This window comes from Streptomyces sp. NPDC005799, from assembly GCF_040630525.1.
Lineage (GTDB): Bacteria > Actinomycetota > Actinomycetes > Streptomycetales > Streptomycetaceae > Streptomyces > Streptomyces griseorubiginosus_B.
The window spans coordinates 219,899-241,783 of record NZ_JBEXXQ010000008.1; the positions used below are offsets into that span (position 1 = coordinate 219,899).

Annotated in this window: 16 protein-coding genes, 1 rRNA gene and 1 pseudogene; 8 read left to right on the forward strand and 10 right to left on the reverse strand. The window is 71.4% G+C overall.

All coding sequences use genetic code 11. The features are described 5' to 3' along the window. Positions 1-187: 187 nt before the first annotated feature. Complete coding sequence (locus tag ABZ453_RS10850; protein ID WP_359013731.1) at positions 188-703, reverse strand: hypothetical protein; 516 nt, start codon at positions 701-703, stop codon at positions 188-190. 315 nt (positions 704-1,018) lie between these two features. On the opposite strand from ABZ453_RS10850, the gene ABZ453_RS10855 reads away from it, so the two are divergent. Then, positions 1,019-1,690 (forward strand): Rv3235 family protein, encoded by a 672-nt coding sequence (locus ABZ453_RS10855; protein ID WP_359013763.1) that lies wholly within the window; start codon positions 1,019-1,021, stop codon positions 1,688-1,690. Positions 1,691-1,774: 84 nt separating this feature from the next. On the opposite strand, the gene secA is transcribed toward ABZ453_RS10855, so the two are convergent. Next, a complete protein-coding gene (secA, locus tag ABZ453_RS10860; RefSeq protein WP_356766337.1) occupies positions 1,775-4,588 on the reverse strand; it encodes a preprotein translocase subunit SecA in 2,814 nt (937 codons plus the stop codon). A gap of 303 nt (positions 4,589-4,891) precedes the next feature. On the opposite strand from secA, the gene ABZ453_RS10865 reads away from it, so the two are divergent. Both ABZ453_RS10865 and ABZ453_RS10870 read left to right on the forward strand, forming a co-directional pair. Continuing rightward, complete coding sequence (locus tag ABZ453_RS10865; protein ID WP_359013733.1) at positions 4,892-5,473, forward strand: GNAT family N-acetyltransferase; 582 nt, start codon at positions 4,892-4,894, stop codon at positions 5,471-5,473. An 85-nt stretch (positions 5,474-5,558) separates the two neighbouring features. Further along, positions 5,559-6,758, forward strand: a complete 1,200-nt coding sequence (locus ABZ453_RS10870) for a crosslink repair DNA glycosylase YcaQ family protein (protein ID WP_359013735.1) — start codon at positions 5,559-5,561, stop codon at positions 6,756-6,758. A 21-nt stretch (positions 6,759-6,779) separates the two neighbouring features. Here the strand turns inward: ABZ453_RS10870 and ABZ453_RS10875 are convergent, their stop codons facing one another. From ABZ453_RS10875 to mtnA, 7 genes and pseudogenes are all read right to left on the reverse strand, one after another. Continuing rightward, positions 6,780-7,526: a response regulator transcription factor gene (locus ABZ453_RS10875; RefSeq protein ID WP_030943352.1), complete on the reverse strand. Its 747-nt coding sequence runs from the start codon at positions 7,524-7,526 to the stop codon at positions 6,780-6,782. A 206-nt stretch (positions 7,527-7,732) separates the two neighbouring features. Then, positions 7,733-8,425 carry a ribosome-associated translation inhibitor RaiA gene (gene raiA / locus ABZ453_RS10880; protein WP_359013737.1) on the reverse strand — a complete coding sequence of 231 codons (693 nt, stop codon included), beginning with the start codon at positions 8,423-8,425 and terminating at the stop codon, positions 7,733-7,735. Positions 8,426-9,158: 733 nt separating this feature from the next. Continuing rightward, a pseudogene (locus ABZ453_RS10885) lies at positions 9,159-9,878 on the reverse strand (ComF family protein); the annotation flags it as partial. A 181-nt stretch (positions 9,879-10,059) separates the two neighbouring features. Next, positions 10,060-11,868: an LpqB family beta-propeller domain-containing protein gene (locus ABZ453_RS10890; RefSeq protein ID WP_359013739.1), complete on the reverse strand. Its 1,809-nt coding sequence runs from the start codon at positions 11,866-11,868 to the stop codon at positions 10,060-10,062. Then, positions 11,858-13,921, reverse strand: coding sequence for an MtrAB system histidine kinase MtrB (mtrB, locus tag ABZ453_RS10895; protein WP_359013741.1), 2,064 nt, complete (start codon positions 13,919-13,921; stop codon positions 11,858-11,860). Before mtrB ends, ABZ453_RS10890 begins: the two co-directional genes overlap by 11 nt. Position 13,922: 1 nt before the next feature. Continuing rightward, positions 13,923-14,612 (reverse strand): two-component system response regulator MtrA, encoded by a 690-nt coding sequence (gene mtrA, locus ABZ453_RS10900; RefSeq protein WP_187283109.1) that lies wholly within the window; start codon positions 14,610-14,612, stop codon positions 13,923-13,925. Between the two features lie 202 nt (positions 14,613-14,814). Then, a complete protein-coding gene (gene mtnA / locus ABZ453_RS10905; protein WP_359013743.1) occupies positions 14,815-15,963 on the reverse strand; it encodes an S-methyl-5-thioribose-1-phosphate isomerase in 1,149 nt (382 codons plus the stop codon). 140 nt (positions 15,964-16,103) lie between these two features. Between mtnA and ABZ453_RS10910 the strand changes: the two genes are divergently transcribed. The 5 genes from ABZ453_RS10910 to ABZ453_RS10930 are packed head-to-tail and all read left to right on the forward strand — an operon-like array spanning position 16,104 to position 21,717. Beyond that, complete coding sequence (locus ABZ453_RS10910; RefSeq protein WP_359013746.1) at positions 16,104-17,438, forward strand: hypothetical protein; 1,335 nt, start codon at positions 16,104-16,106, stop codon at positions 17,436-17,438. 4 nt (positions 17,439-17,442) lie between these two features. Then, a complete protein-coding gene (locus ABZ453_RS10915) occupies positions 17,443-18,225 on the forward strand; it encodes a DUF4129 domain-containing protein (RefSeq protein WP_359013747.1) in 783 nt (260 codons plus the stop codon). Beyond that, the gene (locus ABZ453_RS10920) at positions 18,222-19,418 is read left to right on the forward strand and encodes a DUF4350 domain-containing protein (RefSeq protein WP_359013749.1); all 1,197 of its coding nucleotides are present in this window, start codon (positions 18,222-18,224) and stop codon (positions 19,416-19,418) included. The genes ABZ453_RS10915 and ABZ453_RS10920 overlap by 4 nt, the downstream gene beginning before the upstream one ends. Beyond that, positions 19,418-20,407 carry a MoxR family ATPase gene (locus tag ABZ453_RS10925; protein WP_240860483.1) on the forward strand — a complete coding sequence of 330 codons (990 nt, stop codon included), beginning with the start codon at positions 19,418-19,420 and terminating at the stop codon, positions 20,405-20,407. Before ABZ453_RS10920 ends, ABZ453_RS10925 begins: the two co-directional genes overlap by 1 nt. Beyond that, a complete protein-coding gene (locus ABZ453_RS10930; protein WP_359013751.1) occupies positions 20,407-21,717 on the forward strand; it encodes a DUF58 domain-containing protein in 1,311 nt (436 codons plus the stop codon). The genes ABZ453_RS10925 and ABZ453_RS10930 overlap by 1 nt, the downstream gene beginning before the upstream one ends. 73 nt (positions 21,718-21,790) lie before the next feature. Here ABZ453_RS10930 and rrf read toward each other — a convergent pair. Continuing rightward, positions 21,791-21,885: ribosomal RNA gene (gene rrf, locus ABZ453_RS10935) — 5S ribosomal RNA — on the reverse strand; the annotation flags it as partial.

Below are 21,885 nucleotides of genomic sequence, written 5' to 3' on the forward strand. Positions count from 1 at the left end.
CGCCGACGGCGACCGATCGGGACGCGCGGGACGGCGGGTCGATCGAGGTGTGCCGACGGCGACCGATCGGGACGGCAGGTCGAGGTGTGCCGACGGCGACCGATCGGGACGCGCGGGACGGCGGCCGATCGAGGTGCGCTGTCGACGCTCGAGCGAGGTTGCTGACCGTCGAGGGTGGGCGGAGGGCTCAGTCCGCGAGGCCGACCAGGTTCGGGATCTCCTGCGTGGCGTACCAGAGCAGTTCGTGGTCCTCGGCCCCGTCCACCACGAACTGGGCGTCGTCGTCACCGCGATCCGCCGCCTCGAGCGCCTCGGCCGCCGCGGCCACGTCCGTCTCCGCGTCGTCGAGGTCGACGTGCACGGCGGCCGCCTTGGCCAGCGGCACGGCCTGGCTGACGCGGACCTCGCCGAGCGCGGCCGGGTCGAGTCCGCGGTCCGGGTCGGCCCAGGCCGCGCCGTCGGGCACGTCGACGGCGACCACGACCCGGCGCCGGGGAGCCCCGGCGTCGGCGGCCAGCAGACGCAGCGAGGCGAGGGCGGCGCGGTTCAGCGCCGCGTACTCCAGTTCCTCGATGTCGTCCGAGAGGTACCACTCGCGCAGCGCGGGGGTGACGGCGTAGGCGACGAGCGGCCCGGCCCCCAGCTCTCCCGTCTTGTACGCCTCGGCGAGACCGGGGAGGGTCAGGGGGACGTAGACGCGCATGTCTGGCCGCTTTCGTGATCGTGGCTCCGCTGGACAGGGCCTTCAGGATACGTGCGGGCGTCCCCTTTCGAGTCCCCGCCAAGCACGCCGAGGCCGTCAACCCCGGGCCCGTGATTCACCCACGACCCCCACGCGAACGCGGGCCTACAACCCCCTCCATCACCCTGATAGGTGAACCTTCCGACCGCCCCGACCCGACCTGCCGCTTCCTTGCTGCCGCCCTCACGTTCCGTACAAGATCCGCGACAGGAAGTTACCGCCCGGTACCACCGCTCGGCCGGGCTCATGGACACGCTCATGGAAACGGGGACACCCATGCACAAGGTCATGACCAGGGCAGCGCACACCCGGCCGGGGACCCGCCCGCCGGGCCGCCACGACACGCGTCGCCCGGGCGGCGCCCCGCCGCGCACCCCGGGCGGAGCCCCGGCCGGGACCGCCCCGGGCGGCGCCCGCCCGCCCGGCTCCCGTACCTCCGGGCTCTCCGCCAACACGAGGCCCACGGACACCCGCCCCGCGTCGGCACCAGCCCCGACACCGGTCCCGACATCAGCATCAGCCCCGGCTCAGGCCGCGGCTCCGGCTCCGGCTCCGGCCACACCCTCGGTGCCCGCCCCGCCGGTTCGGCGCCCCGTCCCGCAGCCCCGCCCCACCGACGTCTTCGCCGACCGTCTGCTCGCCGTCCTGAGCGGGCAGCGGCCCGTCCACTGGATGCTCCGGCACACCGCGGGCCGTGCCTACGACGAACTGGCCCGGCTCGCCGAACGCGGGCCCCTGCGCACCCGCGGCACCCGCCCCGTCGTCCGCGACATCGGCTACTGCGTCCCCCGCCCCGGCGCCATCGAGGCGTTCGCCCGGATCGGCGCCGGGGAGCAACTGCGCGCCATGGCCTTCCGCCTGGAGCAGGGCCCCGATCTGCGCTGGCGCTGCACGGCGGTGGAACTGGGAGGACCCCGCCCCGCCCGTACCGCCCTCGACGACGACTAGGCGACCGTACGCAACAGGGCCGGGTCATCCCGCGGATGACCCGGCCCTCAAGCCGCTACGACGCCTCGGGCGCCGTCGCCGCCGTCACTTCTTGCGGCGACGCCCGCCCCGCGCCTGCTTGCGGCGCTCCGCGCGCGTGAGGCCGTCGGCCTCGGAGCGCACCGGCTCCTCGTCGCCGACGAAGTCGCCCTCGATGGTGCCGCCCTCGCCGTCCACGGTCGGCGCGGAGAAGTGCAGGTTCCGTCGCTGCGGCGCGTCCAGCCCCTTCGCGCGGATCTCCGGACGCCCACCCGCCTGGGCCGGCACCGCGTCCTGCTTCTCCATGTCGACCGGAGCGGCGTCCTCGACCAGGACCTCCTCGACCTGCTGCTCGACCTGGACCTCCAGGTTGAACAGGTAGCCGACGGACTCCTCCTTGATGCCCTCCATCATCGCGGTGAACATGTCGAAGCCCTCGCGCTGGTACTCGACCAGCGGGTCCTTCTGCGCCATCGCGCGCAGGCCGATGCCCTCCTGGAGGTAGTCCATCTCGTAGAGGTGCTCGCGCCACTTGCGGTCCAGGACCGACAGCACGACCCGGCGCTCCAGCTCACGCATGATCTCGGAGCCGAGCTGCGCCTCCCGCGCCTCGTACTGCTCGCGGATGTCGTCCTTGATGGACTCGGAGATGAACTCGGCGGTCAGACCGGCCCGGTCGCCGGCGGCCTCCTCCAGCTCCTCCACCGTGATCCGCACCGGGTAGAGCTGCTTGAAGGCGCCCCACAGCCGGTCGAGGTCCCAGTCCTCCGGGAAGCCCTCGGCGGTCTCCGCGGCCACGTACGCGTCGATCGTGTCGTCCATGAAGTGGCCGACCTGCTCCTGCAGGTCCTCGCCCTCCAGGACGCGGCGCCGCTCGCCGTAGATGACCTCACGCTGGCGGTTGAGGACCTCGTCGTACTTCAGGACGTTCTTACGGGTCTCGAAGTTCTGCTGCTCGACCTGCGACTGGGCGGACGCGATCGCGCGCGTGACCATCTTGTTCTCGATCGGCACGTCGTCCGGGACGTTCGCCATCGACATCACGCGCTCGACCATCTGGGCCTTGAACAGCCGCATCAGGTCGTCACCGAGAGACAGGTAGAAGCGGGACTCGCCGGGGTCGCCCTGACGACCGCTACGACCGCGCAGCTGGTTGTCGATACGGCGCGACTCGTGCCGCTCGGTGCCCAGCACGTACAGCCCGCCGAGCTCCTCGACCTCTTCCTTCTCGGCCTTGACCGCCTGCTCGGCCCGCTCCAGGGCCGCGGGCAGGAACTGGGCCCACTCCTCGATGTGCTCCTCGGGGTCGAGGCCGCGCTGGCGCAGCTCCGCCTCGGCGAGGTCCTCGGGGTTGCCGCCGAGCTTGATGTCCGTACCACGGCCGGCCATGTTGGTGGCCACCGTGACGGCACCCTTGCGGCCGGCCTGGGCGACGATCGTCGCCTCCCGGTCGTGCTGCTTGGCGTTCAGCACCTCGTGCTGGATGCCGCGCTTGGACAGCTGCTGCGAGAGGTACTCGGACTTCTCGACCGACGTCGTACCGACGAGGATCGGCTGACCCTTCTCGTGCTTCTCGGCGATGTCGTCGACGACCGCCTCGAACTTCGCGACCTCGGTGCGGTAGATGAGGTCCGACTGGTCCACGCGGATCATCGGCTTGTTGGTCGGGATCGGGACCACGCCGAGCTTGTAGATCTGGTGGAACTCGGCGGCCTCGGTCATCGCCGTACCGGTCATGCCGGAGAGCTTCTTGTAGAGGCGGAAGAAGTTCTGCAGGGTGATCGTGGCGAGCGTCTGGTTCTCGTCCTTGATGTCCACCCCTTCCTTCGCCTCGATCGCCTGGTGCATGCCCTCGTTGTAGCGGCGGCCGGCGAGGATACGGCCGGTGTGCTCGTCGACGATCATGACCTCGCCGTCGATGACGACGTAGTCCTTGTCCTTCTTGAAGAGCTCCTTGGCCTTGATGGCGTTGTTCAGGTAGCCCACCAGAGGCGTGTTCACCGACTCGTAGAGGTTGTCGATGCCCAGCCAGTCCTCGACCTTGGTGACACCGGACTCGTGGATGGCGACCGTGCGCTTCTTCTCGTCGACGTCGTAGTCGCCGGTCTCCTCGACGCCCTTGAGCGGGTTGCCGGCCTCGCCGCGCTTGAGGCGCAGCACCAGCTTGGCGAAGTCGCCGTACCACTTGGTGGCCTGGTCGGCGGGACCGGAGATGATCAGCGGCGTACGCGCCTCGTCGACGAGAATGGAGTCGACCTCGTCGACGATGGCGAAGTTGTGCCCGCGCTGGACGAGTTCATCCTTCGCCCACGCCATGTTGTCGCGCAGGTAGTCGAAGCCGAACTCGTTGTTCGTGCCGTACGTGATGTCGCACTCGTACTGCTCGCGGCGCTGCGCCGGCGTCATGTTGGAGAGGATGCAGCCGACGCTCAGGCCCAGGAACTTGTGGACGCGGCCCATCATCTCGGAGTCGCGCTCGGCCAGGTAGTCGTTGACCGTGATGAGGTGGACGCCGTCACCGGAGAGCGCGTTCAGATACGCGGGCAGGGTGCCGACCAGGGTCTTGCCCTCACCGGTCTTCATCTCGGCCACATAGCCGAGGTGCAGGGCGGCACCACCCATCAGCTGCACGTCGTAGTGCCGCTGGCCGAGGACGCGCTTGGCGGCCTCGCGCACGGTGGCGAACGCCTCGGGCAGCAGGTCGTCCAAGCTCTCGCCGTCGGCGTAGCGCTGCTTGTACTCATCGGTGAGGGCCCGCAGCTCGGCGTCGGAGAGGTCGACGAAGTCCTCTTCGATGGAGTTGACCTGGTCCGCGATGCGGTGCAGCTTGCGCAGGATCTTGCCTTCGCCTGCACGCATGATCTTCGAGAGGACGGACACGGGGGTTGGTCTCCTTGCCGGTCGGGCCTGGGACGGTCGGTTTCCATTTGGCTTACTGAGCAACGGCCATCGTATGCGAGGACCAGCCCCGGTCGGGAGGCCTGCTGTGACGACGACCGTTCAGCACTCGGCGCACCGCCTCAAATCTTCTTCAAAGCGGGCAACGGACGGGTTCACAGGGGACAACGGACGGGCCCCGCGGATGGTGCCGGATCCCGCCGACGAATTGCGCGAATTGTGATCACTCGCTCACGCTCGGCTAAAAGATGGCGTCCCGCACCGGGCCCCGAGGAGAATCAACCGATGGAACCCGTGACGCTCACCACCGCCCGTCTGCTGCTGCGCACGGTCGGCCCGCAGGACACCGAAGCGGTGCACGCCGCCGCCCAGGACCCCGACATCCAGCGCTGGACCACCATCCCCTCCCCCTACCTGCCCGAGCACGCGCGCAGCTTCACACAGGAGATCGTCCCCGAGGGCTGGGCCAACGGCTCGATGCTCACCTTCGGCCTCTTCCTCCCCGAAGGGGAGGAACTGGTGGGCATGCTCGGCCTGACCATGCGTTCCCTGAGCACCGCCGAGATCGGGTTCTGGGCAGCCAAGGAGCACCGGGGCAACGGCTACGTCACCGAGGGCACCGTCGAGGTCTCCCGCTGGGCGTTCACCCAGCTGTCGGTCGACCGCGTGGAATGGCGCGCGGAGGTCGGCAACAGACCCTCCCGCGCGGTGGCGGAGCGCGCCGGTTTCGTCATCGAGGGCACCCTGCGCTCCGCGATCATCCACGGAGGCGTACGCCGTGACGCCTGGGTGGGCGCCCTGCTGCCCTCGGACCTGGGGCTGCCGTCGACGGCCCCGTACCTGCCGGCGCGGGTACAACCCGAGTAGCCCACGCCGAGCCCAACCCGGGGCCTCCGTCGACGAATCCCCAGGTCAGCCTTCGCTGTCAGTCCTGCCCCCTATCGTGCGAACCATGACGACCCCGCGCCCCACCACCGACCTCTCGGCAGACGAGGCCCGCCGCATCGCCCTGCGCGCCCAGGGCCTGCTCGGCGCACCCGACCGCAAGGCAGGCGTCCGCGGCATCCTCCGCCACCTCGGCGCGGTCCAGCTGGACACCATCTCGGTCCTGGCCCGCTCCCACGAACTCATCCCGTACGCCCGCCTGGGGGCGGTGGGCCGCAGGACGGTCGAGGACGCCTACTGGAACACCGCGGCGACCGGCGAACCCCACGCCTTCGAGTACTGGTCGCACGCCGCGTGCATCCTCCCCGTGGAGGAGTGGCCCCACTTCGCCTTCCGCCGCCGCGCCTACCGCGCCCGCCCGCACTGGAACCACGAACTGCCCGACGGCGCCTACGGCCAGGTCGTCAAACAGCTCCGCGCCGAAGGTCCCCTCACCGCCACCGAGTTGGGCGGCGCCAAGCGCACCAGCGAATGGTGGGACTGGTCCGGCGCGAAGGTCGCCGTCGAGCGGGCCCTGATGTACGGCGAGGTGGTGTGCGTGCAGCGCCGCGGCTGGAAGCGGGTGTACGACCTGGCCGAGCGGGCGATCCCGGAGCCGCTGCTGCACGACGAGCTGGACGACACGGAGTGCCTGCGCCGCCTGGTCCGCCTGGCCGGCCAGTCCCTGGGCGTCGGCACGCGCGCGGACATCGCCGACTACCACCGTCTCAAGGGCGAGCAGGTCGACGCGGTCATCGCCGACTCGGGCCTGGTCCCGGTCACGGTCCAGGGGTGGGGCAAACCGGCCTGGGCCGACCCGGCGGCCTTGGAGACACCTCCGCGCGGCCGCCACCGCACCACGCTGCTGTCGCCCTTCGACTCCCTCGTCTGGGAGCGGGCGCGCACGGAGCGGATCTTCGGCTTCACACACCGCCTGGAGGCCTACGTCCCCAAACCGAAGCGCGTGTACGGCTACTTCGCGATGCCCGTCCTGGCAGGCGGCCGGCTCGTCGGTCGCGTCGACCCCGCCCGCGAAGGCGCCACGCTGATCGCACGGCAAGTCACCCTGGACGGAGCCAAGGTGGTCCCGGCCGTCGCGGAAGCACTGGTGGAGGCGGCCAGTTGGGTGGGCTGCACGAGCGTACGCGTGGAGCGGGTGGACACCCCGGAGCTGCACGAGCCGCTCACCAAGGAGGTGACGCGGGCGCTCATCGCCGCCCTGCGCTGAACCCGGCCCAACGGGCTCCCGTCAGCGGATCTCGAGGATCTTCTCCCGCATCGCGTACACCACCGCCTCCATCCTGGAGTGCAGCTGCAGCTTCTCCAGGATGTTGCGCACGTGGTTCTTCACGGTGTTCTCGGAGATGAACAGCTCCTTGGCGATGTCCCGGTTGTTCATGCCCGTGGCGACGAGCTTGAGGACCTCCAGCTCACGGTCCGTCAGCCGCGGCGCGGGCACCAGCCGACGCTCGTCGGTGCGCTGGATCATCGACTTGAACTCGGTGAGGAGCTTCGACGCCATGGAGGGACTGATCTGCGACTGCCCGTCGGCGACCGCGCGAATGGCCGTGGCCACCTCGTCCGTCGAGATCTCCTTCAGAAGATAACCGGTCGCGCCCGCCTTGATCGCGTCGTAGAGGTCGGCCTCCTCGTCGCTGATCGTCAGCATGATGATCTTGGCGCTGGGAGCGACCTCCTTGATGGAGGTGCACGCCTCGATCCCGCCCCGCTTGGGCATCCGCACATCCATCAGGACGATGTCGGGCAGCAGGTCGGCGGCCTTGTCGACGGCCTCCGCGCCGTCCCCGGCCTCGCCCACGACCTGGATGTCCTCCTCGGCCGCGAGCACGATCTCCAGACCACGGCGGAAGAGAGCGTGGTCGTCCACGACCAGGACTCTGATCGGCTCCTTGCGTGGAGAGCCCGCGTCCGGGCCCATGCCGACGACGCCACCGTCAGCATCCTCGTCCCGCATCGGTCCGAAGCTGTCCGCCATCGTTCCTCCCCCTGAAGGCTCTGGCCTGTGGTGCTGTGCCATCCGCCAACCCAAGGCAACGGCCCACCGGTTGAGCCGCTGAGGCCATGATTCCATGCCCGGGCTACAACGCGGTGACAGAGCGGGACGCGAAGTGGTCGCACACCGGTGCCCCTGGGGGCGCACAGGCGCTCCAGGGGCACCGGCACAACTGTCGGCCGCGAGGGTCAGCCACCCAACGTGCCACCGGGCGCGGGAGCCTGCGCCTGGGCGACCATCGGGTCCGTGCTGAGGTGGATGACGCCGTAGTCGTACGCGTGCCGCCGGTAGACGACACTCGGTTCCTTCGTCTCGGAGTCGACGAACAGATAGAAGTCGTGGCCGACCAGCTCCATCTCGTAGAGGGCCTGGTCGAGCGTCATCGGGGAGGCGACGTGGGTCTTCTCGCGGACGACGAGGGGGCCTTCGCCCTTCACTTCCAGCGAGCCGATCTTCCTGGTGGGTACGCCGTCGGTGTCTTCCTCGTGGACGGCCTGGCCGTTCCCGTTGAGCGTCGCCGCGCCAGGGACGTGGTCGGGGACCTCGGCCGCCGAGATCCGACGCGCGCCACGGCGCGAGAACCGCTTGTCGTGCTGCTTGCGCAGCCGGGCGTCCAGCTTCTCCGCCGCCAGGTCGAGCGCCGCGTACGGATCGCTGGCCGCCGCCTCCGCCCTGATCACCGGACCGCGGGAGCGGAGCGTGATCTCCACTCGGTCACAACGGTCGGCTTGTCGGGGGTTGGGCTCCTTGGACACCTCGACGTCGAGGCTGATCACCTTGCCATCGAGCTTCTGGATCTTCTCCAGCTTCAGCTTCTCGGCCACGTGCTTGCGGAACCGCTCGGGCACCTCGGTCTTGCGGCCCTTGACGACGATGTCCACGCAGAACTCCGTTCCCGGATCGCCCCGCCTCGCTGCGGAGCGTCTCCCTTTTGCACCAGGCTCCGGTGATCTCCGGAACCTACGGACTCGGTGACGTCCACCTCCTCCCCCACGGGCAAGATCTCCACTCCACCAGCGCGGGTGATGGTGAAAACCCGCAGCACGGCACTCGGGTACGTGAGGCGTGGCCTGCGCCTTTCCTCACAACCGAACATATCTCGCCCGGACGGATGTCGTCACCCTCTACCGCGGCGTACCTCCGTTCAGGTGAATTGACCCTGTCATTACCTGCAACGGTGCAAGTGCACAGTCAGTTCCGGTTTATTTCGAAAGAGTCCGGCGACGCCGCGACCACAGCCGCGCAGATCAGGTCACCGGCGCTGCTCGCACCCGCCCTTCCCGGCCCGTCGCACATAAGGTCGGCCTCTTCCTCCACCGGTCCGGTGATCCGTTCCCCTCTGCTTTCCCGAGCAGCCGCCGGATACACGGCCCGGGCCACATCACCGCATGATTCCGGCCCCGGCGAATGCCGATACCCCCGCGCGTCCCCTGCCGACCACCCGCCGGCCAACGCGACCGGCCCCCCACCCCCTGGCTCCGCCCCCGTGACATACCCGTCCGCTTCCTCGTCCGTCCCGGTCACACAGGCGTCCGCCCCCTCGTCCATCGCCGTCACATAGGCGTCCGTCCCCGCGTCCGCCCCCGTCACGTACTCGTCCGTCCACGGCTCCCCCGCCGCCCGTACCGCCCGCGCCGCCTCCGCCAATGACGCCCCGGTCGTCATCAGATCGTCGACGAGCACGACCCGACCGCCCCGAAGCAGTCGCCCACCGCCCGGCACCACGCCGAGCGCGCCCGCCAGATTCTCCAGCCGCTGCCGGGAGTTGAGCCCTGCCTGATCCGCCACCGCCCTCCGCTGCCGCAGCACGGCGACGACGCGCGCCGGAACCCCGCCCCGCCGCAGCTCACCGGCTGCGGCGAGCGCGATCCGCCTGGCCGGATCATGTCCCCGAGCCCGTACGGCCCGCCGCGCCGAGGGCACGGGGACGAGCAACAGGGGGCGGTCCAAGTGCCTCGCGGACTCACCTGCCGGCGCGCCGGCCAGAGGAGCCCGCACCGAGGGGGCCCCTCCCCCTCCCCCCACCCCGCCTCCCCACGCCTCCCGTACCCCCGCCCGCACCGCCCCCGCCAAAGCCGTGCCCAGCGGTGTCGCGAGGGACAGGGCGCCCCGTTCCTTGTGGGCCAGCAGCACGGCCCGTACCTCGTCCGCGTACCGGGCCGCCGCGTGCACCGCCGGCAGACCGGGCGGTTCCGGCGCCGGGCGCACCCGGCTCGGTGCCGCCCCGCTCAGAGCCGCACGGCACTTCGGGCAGAGCACCGTGCGCGGCCTCCCGCAGCCGCCGCACTCGGTCGGCAGCACCAGGTCGGTGAGGTCCTGCCACCACCCCCGCATGGCCACCACTGTGCCAATACCCGAGCCACCCGACCACCCCTGTGGACAACTCCCTGTGGACAACTCGTGCCGCCGGGAACCAGCTCGTCGGCCGCCCCTTCCGCCGCCCGAACCAAACACGAAGCGGCCGCCCCGTCAGGTCCCCCCGGTCGGAAGCGGCCGCTCTCGAAGCCGTGTCGGACTAGCCCGGATAGACCGGCGCCTTGCCGTCCGAGACGACCTTCTGCCACTGTCCTCCGGACCCCAACCGCACGATCCCGTCGTCCGAGTACGCCGCCATCGGCAACCCCTCGGACTCGGTCGCGGTGATCTCCTTGACCCCGGTGAGCGCGGCGGGCGCCGGCCCGTCGGGGGTGGAGCCGTCGACCTGGACGTACCGCATCGTCTGGACACCGCCCTGCTCGCGCCCGACCACCACGAGCCGGCTGTCCCCGGCCCAGGACATGGCCGTGACGTCCTCCAACTCCGGTGTCGCGGACCGCAGCTCCAGCACCGAAACGGTCGGCGCACCCTTGTCGTCGCCCCGTTCGATCCGCCCGATGAGCAGGGACTTCTCCTTGCCCTTTGCCACCACGAGGGCGATCCGCACACCGTCGGCAGCCACCCGTACGTCCTCGATCTGCCCGTTCAGGTCCGGTGTCCTCACCTCGAGCGGGTGCCCCTTGCCCTGCCGCAGCAGGAGCAGCCGGGGGCCGGCGGGGTCGCGGTCGGCGATCCAGAGGTCGCCCTGCGAGTCCCAGCTGGGTGCCGTGAACCGGGTCTGCTCGGCCTTGCCCTGGCTGGTCAGCATGGGGCTTCCGAGAGAACCGCCCGACACCAGCGAGGAGACGTACAGCTCCCTGCCGTCGGCGGCGACCGCGGCCGCCATGCTCTCGTCACGCGACACGGCCACCGACGTCAGCGCCTTGGCGCCCTCGCCCAGAGCCCCGGGCACGGGTTCGGCGCTGGTGCTGGGGCTGCCCGCCGCGATCCGCACCAGCCTGCTCTTGGCGTCGATGAAGTACAGATAGCCGGTGTGCGCGGTCGAGGCCAGCGTGGCGACCGTGGCGGTCCGGTCCTCGCGGAGCGAGCACAGCCTCCGGTCTCCCGACCGCAGCTCGACCTGTTCGATGGCCGTGGTGAGGTTCTGCAGCGTGAACAGCAGCTGCGTCGCCATCTGCTCGCACTGGGCCGTCCCGACCCGAGCGGCGCTCGCGTTGAGCGGCACGGTGAGGTTGTTCTGGTCGTCGGGCGCCAGCGAGGTGACGCCCTTGCCCAGCGCCGTACCGGTGGGAAAACTCGTCCGCACCTCGGGATTGAGCCAGTTCGTGGGACCGTTCAGCAGCGAGCGCACCGTCTGCGTCATGGGATCGACGCGGCGGCGCACGAACACGGGGTCGGCGACGGCCGCGGGTGCCCCCGAGGTCGCGGCGGAGGCGAAGTAGTACTTGTTGACGGACACGTAGTTGCGCTGGAAGTCCGACTTCCCCATGACGACGCCCTGCGGCAGCCGGTCGATGCGCCACTGCCCGGTCTTGTCCCGCGCGAGATGGACCAGCGCGTTGTAGGGGCCGCTGTCGGGCTCGTACGACTGCTGCGCGTCCACCTTGGCGACCCTGGTGCCGGTCAGGGTGAAGGAGAGGTTGTCCTTGGCGTCCGAACGGTCCTGGCCGGTGCCGGGCCCGTTGTCGAGGATCGTGGTGGACAGGCCCGGATTCCACGCCTGGGAGGCGGCGCTGGTCAGATACTGCCGCGCCGTCGAGTAGTTCGGGTCGTCGCTGGTCAGCGCCTCCAGGAAGCCCGAGACGATCTCGGGGGGCTGCGCGTTCTTCTGCGGCGGCATGGCGAAGACCCGGACCTGCGTGTCCTGTCGCGGCGTGGAGTCGACGCCGCGCAGATCCCCGCTGTCGGGCATCGACGCGCACCCGGCCAGCAGTACGACGCCGCAGACGCCGTACGCCGCCGCGCGCACCGGTCGGCGCCGGGCGCCCCCCTGACGGTCAGCGCCCACGCGATGCCTCCCCATGCCTCGGCGAGTCCTCCGGTCCGGTGTCCGCACGGCCCGGGGTCTCGCTCCGTGCCCCCTCCCCCGGGGGCGTCTCGTCCTGTCGCCGCGTGCCCGAGGCGGGCCGGGGCACGACACGCGCGCCGCTGCCGGGCAGCGCGGTCGGGTCGGCCGTGGCTGTGGCGCCGTTCAGCCTCGGGGCGATCGCAGGTATCTGGTCCCCGGCCGGCTGCACGGGCACGGTGGCCGTCTTGTCGCCGCCGCGCGGCAGGCCGGCGTCGTTGAGTCCGCGGTTGCGGCGCGAGTCCTTGGGTTCGAGCGGTATCGGCGAGCCGCGCAGCGGCTCGTCCGCGGTCCTGGGCAGCGTCAGCCGGAACTGCGAGCCGCCGCCCGGCTCGCCCCAGGCCTGCAGCCAGCCGCCGTGCAGCCGCGCGTCCTCCAGCGCGATCGACAGCCCGAGCCCGGTGCCGCCGGTGGTACGCGCGCGTGCCGGGTCCGCCCGCCAGAAGCGGCTGAACACGCGCGTGGCCTCGCCGGGCTTGAGTCCGACGCCGTAGTCGCGCACGGCGACGGCGACGGCCCCGCCCGCCGCGGCGAGCTTGACGACGACGTCCTTGCCCTCGCCGTGCTCCACGGCGTTGACGACGAGGTTGCGCAGCACGCGCTCCACGCGGCGTGCGTCCGCCTCGGCGATGACGGGCTGCTGGTCGCCCCGTACGCGTATGTGTGTGCCTTTGCGCTCGGCGAGCGGTTCGGCTCCGCTGACGACCCGCCGTACGACCTCCCTGAGGTCTATCGGCTCCGCCTCCAGCGCCGCCGCGCCCGCGTCGAACCGGCTGATCTCCAGCAGGTCGGCGAGCAGCGACTCGAACCGGTCGAGCTGGTCGGCGAGCAGCTCGGCGGACCGCGCGGTGACCGGATCGAAGTCCTCCCGCGCCTCGTGGATGACGTCCGCGGCCATTCGTACGGTCGTCAGCGGCGTCCGCAGTTCGTGCGAGACGTCGGAGACGAACCGTCGCTGCATCCGCGACAGGTCCTCCAGCTGCTGGATCTTCAGTTGGAGGTTCTGCGCCATCTTGTTGAAGGCCTCGCCGAGCCGCGCGATGTCGTCCTCGCCGGTGACCTTCATCCGCTCCTGCAGCTTGCCCGCGGACAGCCGTTCGGCGATCCCGGCCGCCATCCGCACGGGTGTGACGACCTGCCGCACCACCAGCCAGGCGATGGCTCCGAGGAGTACGACGACGAAGAGCCCGGCGGTCGCCAGCGTGCCCTTGACCAGGCTCAGCGACTTCTCCTCCTGCGTGAGGGGGAAGAGGTAGTAGAGCTGGTACGGGTTGCCGGTGGGGTCGTTGACCTGCTTGCCGATGACCAGCGCGGGCTGGGACTCCTTGTCGCTGTCCTTGTAGATGATCCGCGTGTAGCTCTGCGCGGCCGTCTGGACCTCGTTGATCCGCGCACGCAGGTCGTCGGGGACGCTGGCCGTCGGGTCGAGCTGGCCGGAGGCGCGCGGGCCGCGTCCGCCGCCGCTGTTGTTGTCCCCCGCGGGCAGCGTCACCACGTCGAAGGCGCCCTGACCACCGCTGGAGAGGGATTCGACGAGGTCGCTCATCCACGAGGTGAGGTTCTGCGACTGCCGTCCGTCCGGGGACTGGGCGGTGTCGGCGGTACCGGTCTCCGCCTCGTCGGCCTTCTGCTTGGCCACGGCGAAACCGCCGGTGGCCTGGCTCTGGGAGGCCTTCACCTTGGCGTCCAGCAGTCCGTTGCGCACCTGGCCGATGACGACGAAGCCGAGCAGCAGTACGACGCCCAGCGACATCAGCAGTGTCGTGGCGACGACCTTGAGCTGGATGTTGCGCCGCCACAGCCGCATGACGGGCAACAGCGGTCGGCGCACCCAGCGCATGAAGAGCCGCAGCACCGGGCTGCCCTGGACCCCGCCCTGCAGCAGGCCGCCCTCCAGCAGGCGCTGCCAGCGGGAGCCGGCCGGCTTGCGTCCGACAGGCCGCCCGGCGCGGGCCCCGGCCGGCCCGGACGCCGTGGCGGCGCTGTCACCGGACATGTCAGCTCGGCCCTGCCTTGTACCCGACGCCACGGACGGTCACCACGATCTCCGGACGCTCCGGGTCCTTCTCCACCTTGGAACGCAGGCGCTGCACATGGACGTTGACCAGGCGGGTGTCGGCCGCGTGCCGGTAACCCCACACCTGCTCCAGCAGCACCTCGCGCGTGAACACCTGCCAGGGCTTGCGCGCGAGAGCCACCAGCAGGTCGAACTCCAGCGGCGTCAGCGCGATCGACTGCCCGTCCCGCTTCACCGAGTGGCCCGCCACGTCGATGACCAGGTCACCGATGGCGAGCTGCTCGGGCGCAGGCTCCTCCGACCGCCTCAGCCGCGCCCGGATCCGCGCGACGAGCTCCTTCGGCTTGAACGGCTTCACGATGTAGTCGTCGGCCCCGGACTCCAGCCCGACGACGACGTCCACGGTGTCGCTCTTGGCCGTGAGCATCACGATCGGCACACCCGACTCGGCCCGGATCAGCCGGCACACCTCGATGCCGTCCCGGCCGGGCAGCATCAGGTCGAGCAGCACCAGATCGGGTTTGGCCTCCCGGAAGGCGGCCAGCGCCTTGTCGCCGTCAGCTACGAAAGACGGCTCAAACCCTTCACCACGCAGCACGATGCCGAGCATCTCGGCAAGTGCGGTGTCGTCGTCGACGACAAGGACTCGTCCCTTCATAAACGACATCATCCCATTCTCATAACGGCGGCGAAGGTGCAGGTGAGCAGGGTCACTGGCCCGTGACGATAGTCGTACTCGGCCGTCACTGTCTGCCCCTGTCCGCCGACGTCGGTGCCGACAACGGATCTCAGCTACCCAGGGTAGGCGCACGCCGACCATCCGGTCGGCCCGGCCGACCGGCGCGAAACGTCCCACACCCTCCGCAACCGTGTCAGGACGCCGTCACGGGCCGCGACCTGGCGCACAGCTGCGCGAGGGCCTCCGCCGTCACCGGCGAGACGGTGCCCTCCTCCGTGACGATCGCGGTCACCAGCTCCGGCGGCGTCACATCGAACGCGGGGTTGTACGCCTGCGTCCCCAAGGGCGCCACCGGAACCCCGCCCCCGGCCTCCACCCCCACCACCGGCACCTGCGGCGCCACGATCTCGGTCACCTCGTGCCCGGGACGCTGCTCGACCTCGATGGACGCCCCGTCCGGGGTGTCCGGGTCCACCGTCGTCACCGGCGCCACCACGATGAACGGCACATGGTGGTACCGCGCGAGCACGGCCAGCGGATAGCTCCCCACCTTGTTCGCCACCGACCCGTCGGCCGCGATCCGGTCCGCCCCGATCAGCACCGCGTCCACCTCACCGGCCGCGAAGAGCGAGCCCGCCGCGTTGTCCGTGAGCAGGGTGTACGCCATCCCACTGCGAGCCGCCTCGTACGCCGTGAGGCGAGCGCCCTGCAGCAGGGGACGCGTCTCGTCCACCCACAGCCGCCGCAGCCGCCCCGCCCGCTGGGCCGCGAGCGCGACCGCGAACGCCGTCCCCTCACCGCCCGACACCAGCGCCCCGGTGTTGCAGTGCGTGAGGATCCGGTGCCCGCCGCCAGGCAGCAGCTCGTCGAGCAGCGCCAGCCCCCGCTCGGCCATCCGAGCGCTGGCCTCGGCGTCCTCCTGGTGCAGCTGCCGCGCCGCGGCCAGCGCCGCCGCGGCGGCCCGCTCCCCCTCGCCGCTCCTGGCGCACTCGGCCTTGTAGGCCGTCTGCGCCCTGCGCACGCCGACGGAGAGGTTCACCGCGGTGGGCCGGGCGCCCGCCAGCGCGGCCGCGGCGTCGTCCACGTCGAAGCCGCGGGCGGCGGCGAGCGCGACGCCGTACGCCCCCGCGATCCCGAGCAGCGGTGCCCCGCGCACGGCGAGCGAACGGATCGCCTCCACCAGCGCGGGCGCGTCCGTGCAGACCAGTTCGACCTCCTCGGCCGGCAGCCTCGTCTGATCCAGTAGGACCAGTACGGGCCCCTCGGGTGGTTCCTCCCATCGGATCGCCGGGAGCTGGGTCTGCCTGCTGTCCTCGCCGGATTGCGCGTGCTGATCAGCCATGCGATCAGTCTGCCCCTTATCCGGCGGACAATTGAAGGTGTGCAGCCCATACCGCGGCCGGTACCTCCGCGAGCACCCCATGACACGATGGCTGCCAACCTGCCGCCGCGACCGCGGACGGGCACCGTGAAGGAGCGACGATGAACGACACTCCGGGCTGGGCCTCGCCCGGATCTGCCCCGTCCGACGGGCAGGAGACCGGCGAGTCCGGCACTCCGCGTCCCGGCGCCGCACAACCCGCCGACCAGCCGGGCACGGACCCGCAGGAACCAGGCGTGAAGTGGTCCAAGGACCAGCCGCCCGCCGGCCAGTGGTCCGCGCCCACCGGCCCCGCGAGCCCGGGCCAGGCCCCGCCTCCTCCACCGCCCGGCCCGGGCTGGGGCGGCCCCCCTCCCGGCGGCCCGGGCGGCCCCGGTGCACCCGGCGGCTGGGGCGGCTACGGCGGTCCCTACGGCGGCTGGGGCGGCGGCGCCTGGGGCGGTCCCCCGCCCGCGGCCAAGCCCGGTGTCATCCCGCTGCGCCCGCTCGGCGTGGGCGAGATCCTCGACGGCGCCGTCTCCACCATGCGCACCTACTGGCGCACCGTCCTCGGCATCTCGCTGACCGTCGCCGTCGTCACGCAGATCGTCGTCGTCCTGCTCCAGGGCCTCGCCCTGAACGACCGGGAGACCGCTGAAACCCTCAGCGACCCCAGCGCCAGCCTCTCCGAGGTCACCCGCGCCATGGGCGACACGATGCTCAACACCAGCGTCGTGTTCCTGGTCTCCCTCATCGGCACGATCACCGCGACCGCCCTGCTGACGACGGTCACCAGCCGCGCCGTGCTCGGCCGGCCGGTCACCGCCGGCGAGGCCTGGCGCGACGCCCGCCCGCAGGTGCCCAAACTGTTCGGCCTGATCTTCCTGCTGCTGCTCATCGCGGCCGGCGTCATCCTCGGCGGCGCACTGCCCGGCATCCTCGTCGCGGTCGCCGGCTCGGGCGACGCGGGAGCCGCGCTCGCCATCCTCGGCAGCCTCGCCGCCGGGATCGTCGCCCTGTGGCTGATGATCCGCTTCTCGCTCGCCTCGCCCGCGCTCATGCTGGAGAAGCAGAGCATCGTCAAGTCGATGAGCCGCTCCGTGAAGCTGGTCCGTGGCTCCTGGTGGCGGGTCTTCGGCATCCAGTTGCTCGCCACGGTCATCGCGAACATCGTCGCGTCGATCGTGGTCATCCCGTTCACCTTCATCGCCGCCGCGTTCGGCAGCGACGGCATCGTCAACTTCTTCAACAGCGGGGGCACCGACGCCGGCTGGACGTTCCTGATCATCAGCGGGATCGGCGCGGTGATCGGCTCCATGATCACGTTCCCGATCACGGCCGGCGTCACGGTCCTGCTCTACATCGACCAGCGCATCCGCCGCGAGGCCCTCGACCTCGACCTGGCCCGCGCCGCCGGCGTCCAGGGATACGGCACCGACACCGGCACGGGGAGCTGATGCGGTGAGCCTGACGGGGGGCGTTCTCACATCGGTACCAGCACTGCCGCGCGCCGCTGAAGCGGCCGTACGGACCCTGCTGCGCGCGGGCGACACATCCCTGCTGTCGCTCGCTCGCTCCGACGACGAACCGCCGGTGACCATTCCGCGCGATCCCGCGCGCGAGGCGGCTCGCCGCGAGCTGTCCAAGCGCATGTACCACGAGAACGACCCCAGTCTGTTCCAGCGCGCCCTCAACGCCTTCTGGGACTGGGTCGACAAACTCTTCGGCACCGCCGCCGCCGCGACCCCGGGAGGCACACTCGGCCTGATCGTCGTCCTTGTGGCCGTCCTCGCCGTCCTCGGGGCGCTGTGGTGGCGCCTCGGCAGCCCGCGCCGCCAACCCACCTCCGCCGCCGCCCTGTTCGACGACCGCCCCCGCAGCGCCGCCGAACACCGCGCGGCCGCCGAGGCGCAGGCCGCCCAGGGCCACTGGAACCAGGCAGTCCAGGAACGGATGCGCGCCATCGTCCGCTCGCTCGAGGAACGCGCACTCCTCGACGTCCGCCCCGGCCGCACCGCGGACGAGGCCGCTGCCGAAGCGGGCACCGCGCTGCCCTCCCACACGGACCGACTGCGCGCCGCCGCCCGGGACTTCGACGACGTCACGTACGGCGGCCGAAGGGCGAGCGAGATGTCGTACCACCGCATCGCCGAACTCGACCGCGACCTCGAACGCACCAAGCCCCAACTCGCCGGCAGCATCCCGAGTACGGCCCGCAACGGCCGCCAGGGAGCCGCCGGATGACCACGGAGGCCACGCTCCCGTCCACCTCGGCCTCGCCCACCGCCCGTCAGGTGTGGACCCGCGCGCGAGGCATCGCCCTCGCCGTCGTCGTCCTGCTGGCCGCGGCCGTCGTCATCGCCGTGGTGCGCTCCGACACCCGGCACGGCGAACTCGACCCGCGCTCCGTCGACCCCTACGGCAGCCGCGCCGTCGCCGAACTCCTCGCCGACCGCGGCGTCTCCACGCGCGTGGTCACCACTCTGGACGAAGCCCGCGCCGCAGCCGGCCCCCGGACCACTCTCCTGGTCGCCGTCCCCGACCTCTTGACGCCCCGTCAACAGGCCACACTGCACTCGACGATCGCCGAGTCCGGCGGACGCACCGTCCTGATCGCCCCCGGCAGCTCGTCCGTCGAAAAACTCGCCCCCGGTGTCACCGCCGACCCCGCCACCAGCTTCGACTCGACGCTCGCCCCCGACTGCACGCTGCCCGCCGCCCAGCGCGCGGGAAGCGCCGACACGGGCGGCATCCGCTACACCACCACGCACCTCGACGCCGACAAGTGCTACCCCAGCGAGCGCCTGGCGACCCTCCTGCGCATCCCGCAGACCTCCGCAAGCGGCGACACCGTCGTCCTCGGCGCGCCCGACATCCTCTTCAACAACCGGCTCGACAAGCAGGGCAACGCCTCGCTCGCCCTCCAACTCCTCGGCTCCCGCCCCCATCTGGTCTGGTACCTCCCCTCGCTCTCCGACACCTCCGCCACCGGCGACGACGGCGAAAAAGGCTTCCTCGACCTGCTCCCCTCGGGCTGGCTCTGGGGCACACTGCAGCTCTTCATCGCGGCATGCCTCGCCGCCCTCTGGCGGGCACGCCGACTCGGCCCCCTCGTGCCCGAGAAACTCCCCGTGGCGATCCGCGCCTCCGAAACCGTCGAAGGCCGCGCCCGCCTCTACCGCAAGGCGAACGCCCGCGACCGCGCGGCCGCCGCTCTTCGCTCCACCACCCGCACCCGACTCGCCCCCCTCGTAGGCGTCCCCGTCACCCAGGCGCACGCGCCCGAGACCCTGCTCCCCGCCCTGTCCGCCCACCTCCGCGGCGACGGACAGACCCTGCACTCCCTCCTCTTCGGCCCGCCGCCCAGCGACGACGCGGCCCTCATCGCCCTCGCCGACCAACTCGACGCCCTCGAAAGAGAGGTACGCCGTCCATGATGGACCCGACCACTGACAACGCCGGGATCACCGGGGACCCGGGCAAGGCCCGCGCCTCCCTGGAGGCCCTGCGCGCCGAGATCGCCAAAGCCGTGGTCGGCCAGGACCCCGCCGTGACCGGCCTCGTCGTCGCCCTCCTCTGCCGCGGACACGTACTACTGGAAGGAGTCCCCGGGGTCGCCAAAACGTTGCTCGTCCGCGCTCTCGCATCCGCTCTCGAACTGACGACCAAACGCGTCCAGTTCACCCCCGACCTCATGCCGAGCGACGTGACCGGCTCCCTCGTCTACGACGCCCGCACCGCCGAGTTCTCCTTCCAGCCCGGCCCGGTCTTCACCAACCTCCTCCTCGCGGACGAGATCAACCGCACCCCGCCCAAGACGCAGTCCTCCCTCCTGGAGGCCATGGAGGAACGCCAGGTCACGGTCGACGGCACCCCGCGTCCGCTGCCCGACCCCTTCCTGGTCGCCGCGACGCAGAACCCGGTCGAGTACGAGGGCACCTACCCCCTGCCCGAGGCCCAACTGGACCGCTTCCTCCTCAAACTGACGATCCCTCTGCCCTCCCGCCAGGACGAGATCGACGTCCTCACCCGCCACGCCGAAGGCTTCAACCCGCGCGACCTGCGCGCCGCCGGCGTACGCCCCGTCGCCGGTCCCGCCGACCTGGAAGCCGCCCGCGCCGCCGTCGCCAAGACCACGGTCTCCCCCGAGATCACCGCCTACGTCGTCGACATCTGCCGCGCCACCCGCGAGTCCCCCTCCCTCACCCTCGGCGTCTCCCCCCGCGGCGCGACGGCCCTCCTGGCCACCTCACGCGCGTGGGCATGGCTCACCGGCCGCGACTACGTCATCCCCGACGACGTCAAAGCCCTCGCCCTCCCCACCCTCCGCCACCGCGTACAACTCCGCCCGGAGGCCGAGATGGAGGGCGTGACGGCCGACTCCGTCATCAACGCCATCCTCGCCCACGTCCCCGTCCCCCGCTGATGGCCCTCACCGGACGTGCCGCGCTCCTCGCGGCCCTCGGCTCCCTCCCCGTCGGCATCTGGGACCCCGGCTGGACGGGCATCCTCGCCGTCAACGCCCCCCTGGCGGTGGCCTGCGCCTGCGACTTCGCCCTCGCGGCACCCGTACGACGCCTCGGCATGACCCGCTCCGGCGACACGTCCGTGCGCCTGGGCGAGACCGCCGACGTCACCCTCACGGTCACCAACCCGTCCCGCCGCCTCCTCAGAGCCCGACTGCGCGACGCCTGGCCCCCCAGCAGCTGGGAGTCCGGAACCGAAGCGGAGGCCTCACGCCACCGCCTCACCGTCCCCCCGGGCGAACGCCGGCGCCTCACCACCCGCCTGCGCCCGACCCGCCGAGGCGACCGCCAAGCCGACAGGGTCACCATCCGCTCGTACGGACCCCTCGGCTTGTTCGCCCGCCAGGGCACCCACAAAATCCCCTGGACGGTGCGCGTCCTGCCCCCCTTCACCAGCCGTAAGCACCTCCCGTCCAAGCTCGCCCGACTGCGCGAACTCGACGGCCGCACCAGCGTGCTCATCCGCGGCGAGGGCACCGAATTCGACAGCCTGCGCGAGTACGTCCCCGGAGACGACACCCGCTCCATCGACTGGCGCGCCACAGCCCGCCAGTCCACCGTCGCCGTACGCACCTGGCGCCCCGAACGCGACCGCCACATCCTCGTCGTCCTCGACACCGGCCGCACCGCCGCGGGCCGCGTGGGGGACGCCCCGCGCCTCGACGCCTCCATGGACGCGGCCCTGCTCCTGGCAGCCCTCGCCTCCCGCGCCGGCGACCGCGTGGACCTCCTCGCCTACGACCGTCGAGTACGCGCGATGGTCCAGGGCCGCACCGCCCGCGACGTGCTCCCCTCCCTGGTCAACGCGATGGCGACACTCGAACCCGAACTGGTCGAACTGGACGCCCGAGGCCTGACGGCCACCGCCCTGCGCACGGCCCCCCGCCGCTCCCTGATCGTCCTCCTCACCAGCCTCGACACGGCCCCCGTCGAGGAGGGGCTGCTCCCGGTCCTCTCCCAACTCACCCAGCGCCACACGATTCTCGTGGCCTCGGTGGCAGATCCGTACATCGCCCGCATGGCGAAGGCCCGCGGAAACACCGACGCGGTGTACGAAGCCGCAGCCGCGGCCCAGGCCCAGAGCGAACGCCACCGCACAGCCGAACAACTCCGCCGCCACGGGGTTACGGTCGTCGACGAGACCCCGGATGAACTGGCGCCGGCGTTGGCGGACGCGTATCTGGCTCTTAAGACGGCGGGCCGGCTGTAGGGGAAGTGGAAGGGCCCCGGAACGCAGAAAACCCCCGGACCGGTATCCCCGGCCGGGGGTTTTCTCACAAATTGTTCGGCGGCGTCCTACTCTCCCACAGGGTCCCCCCTGCAGTACCATCGGCGCTGTAAGGCTTAGCTTCCGGGTTCGGAATGTAACCGGGCGTTT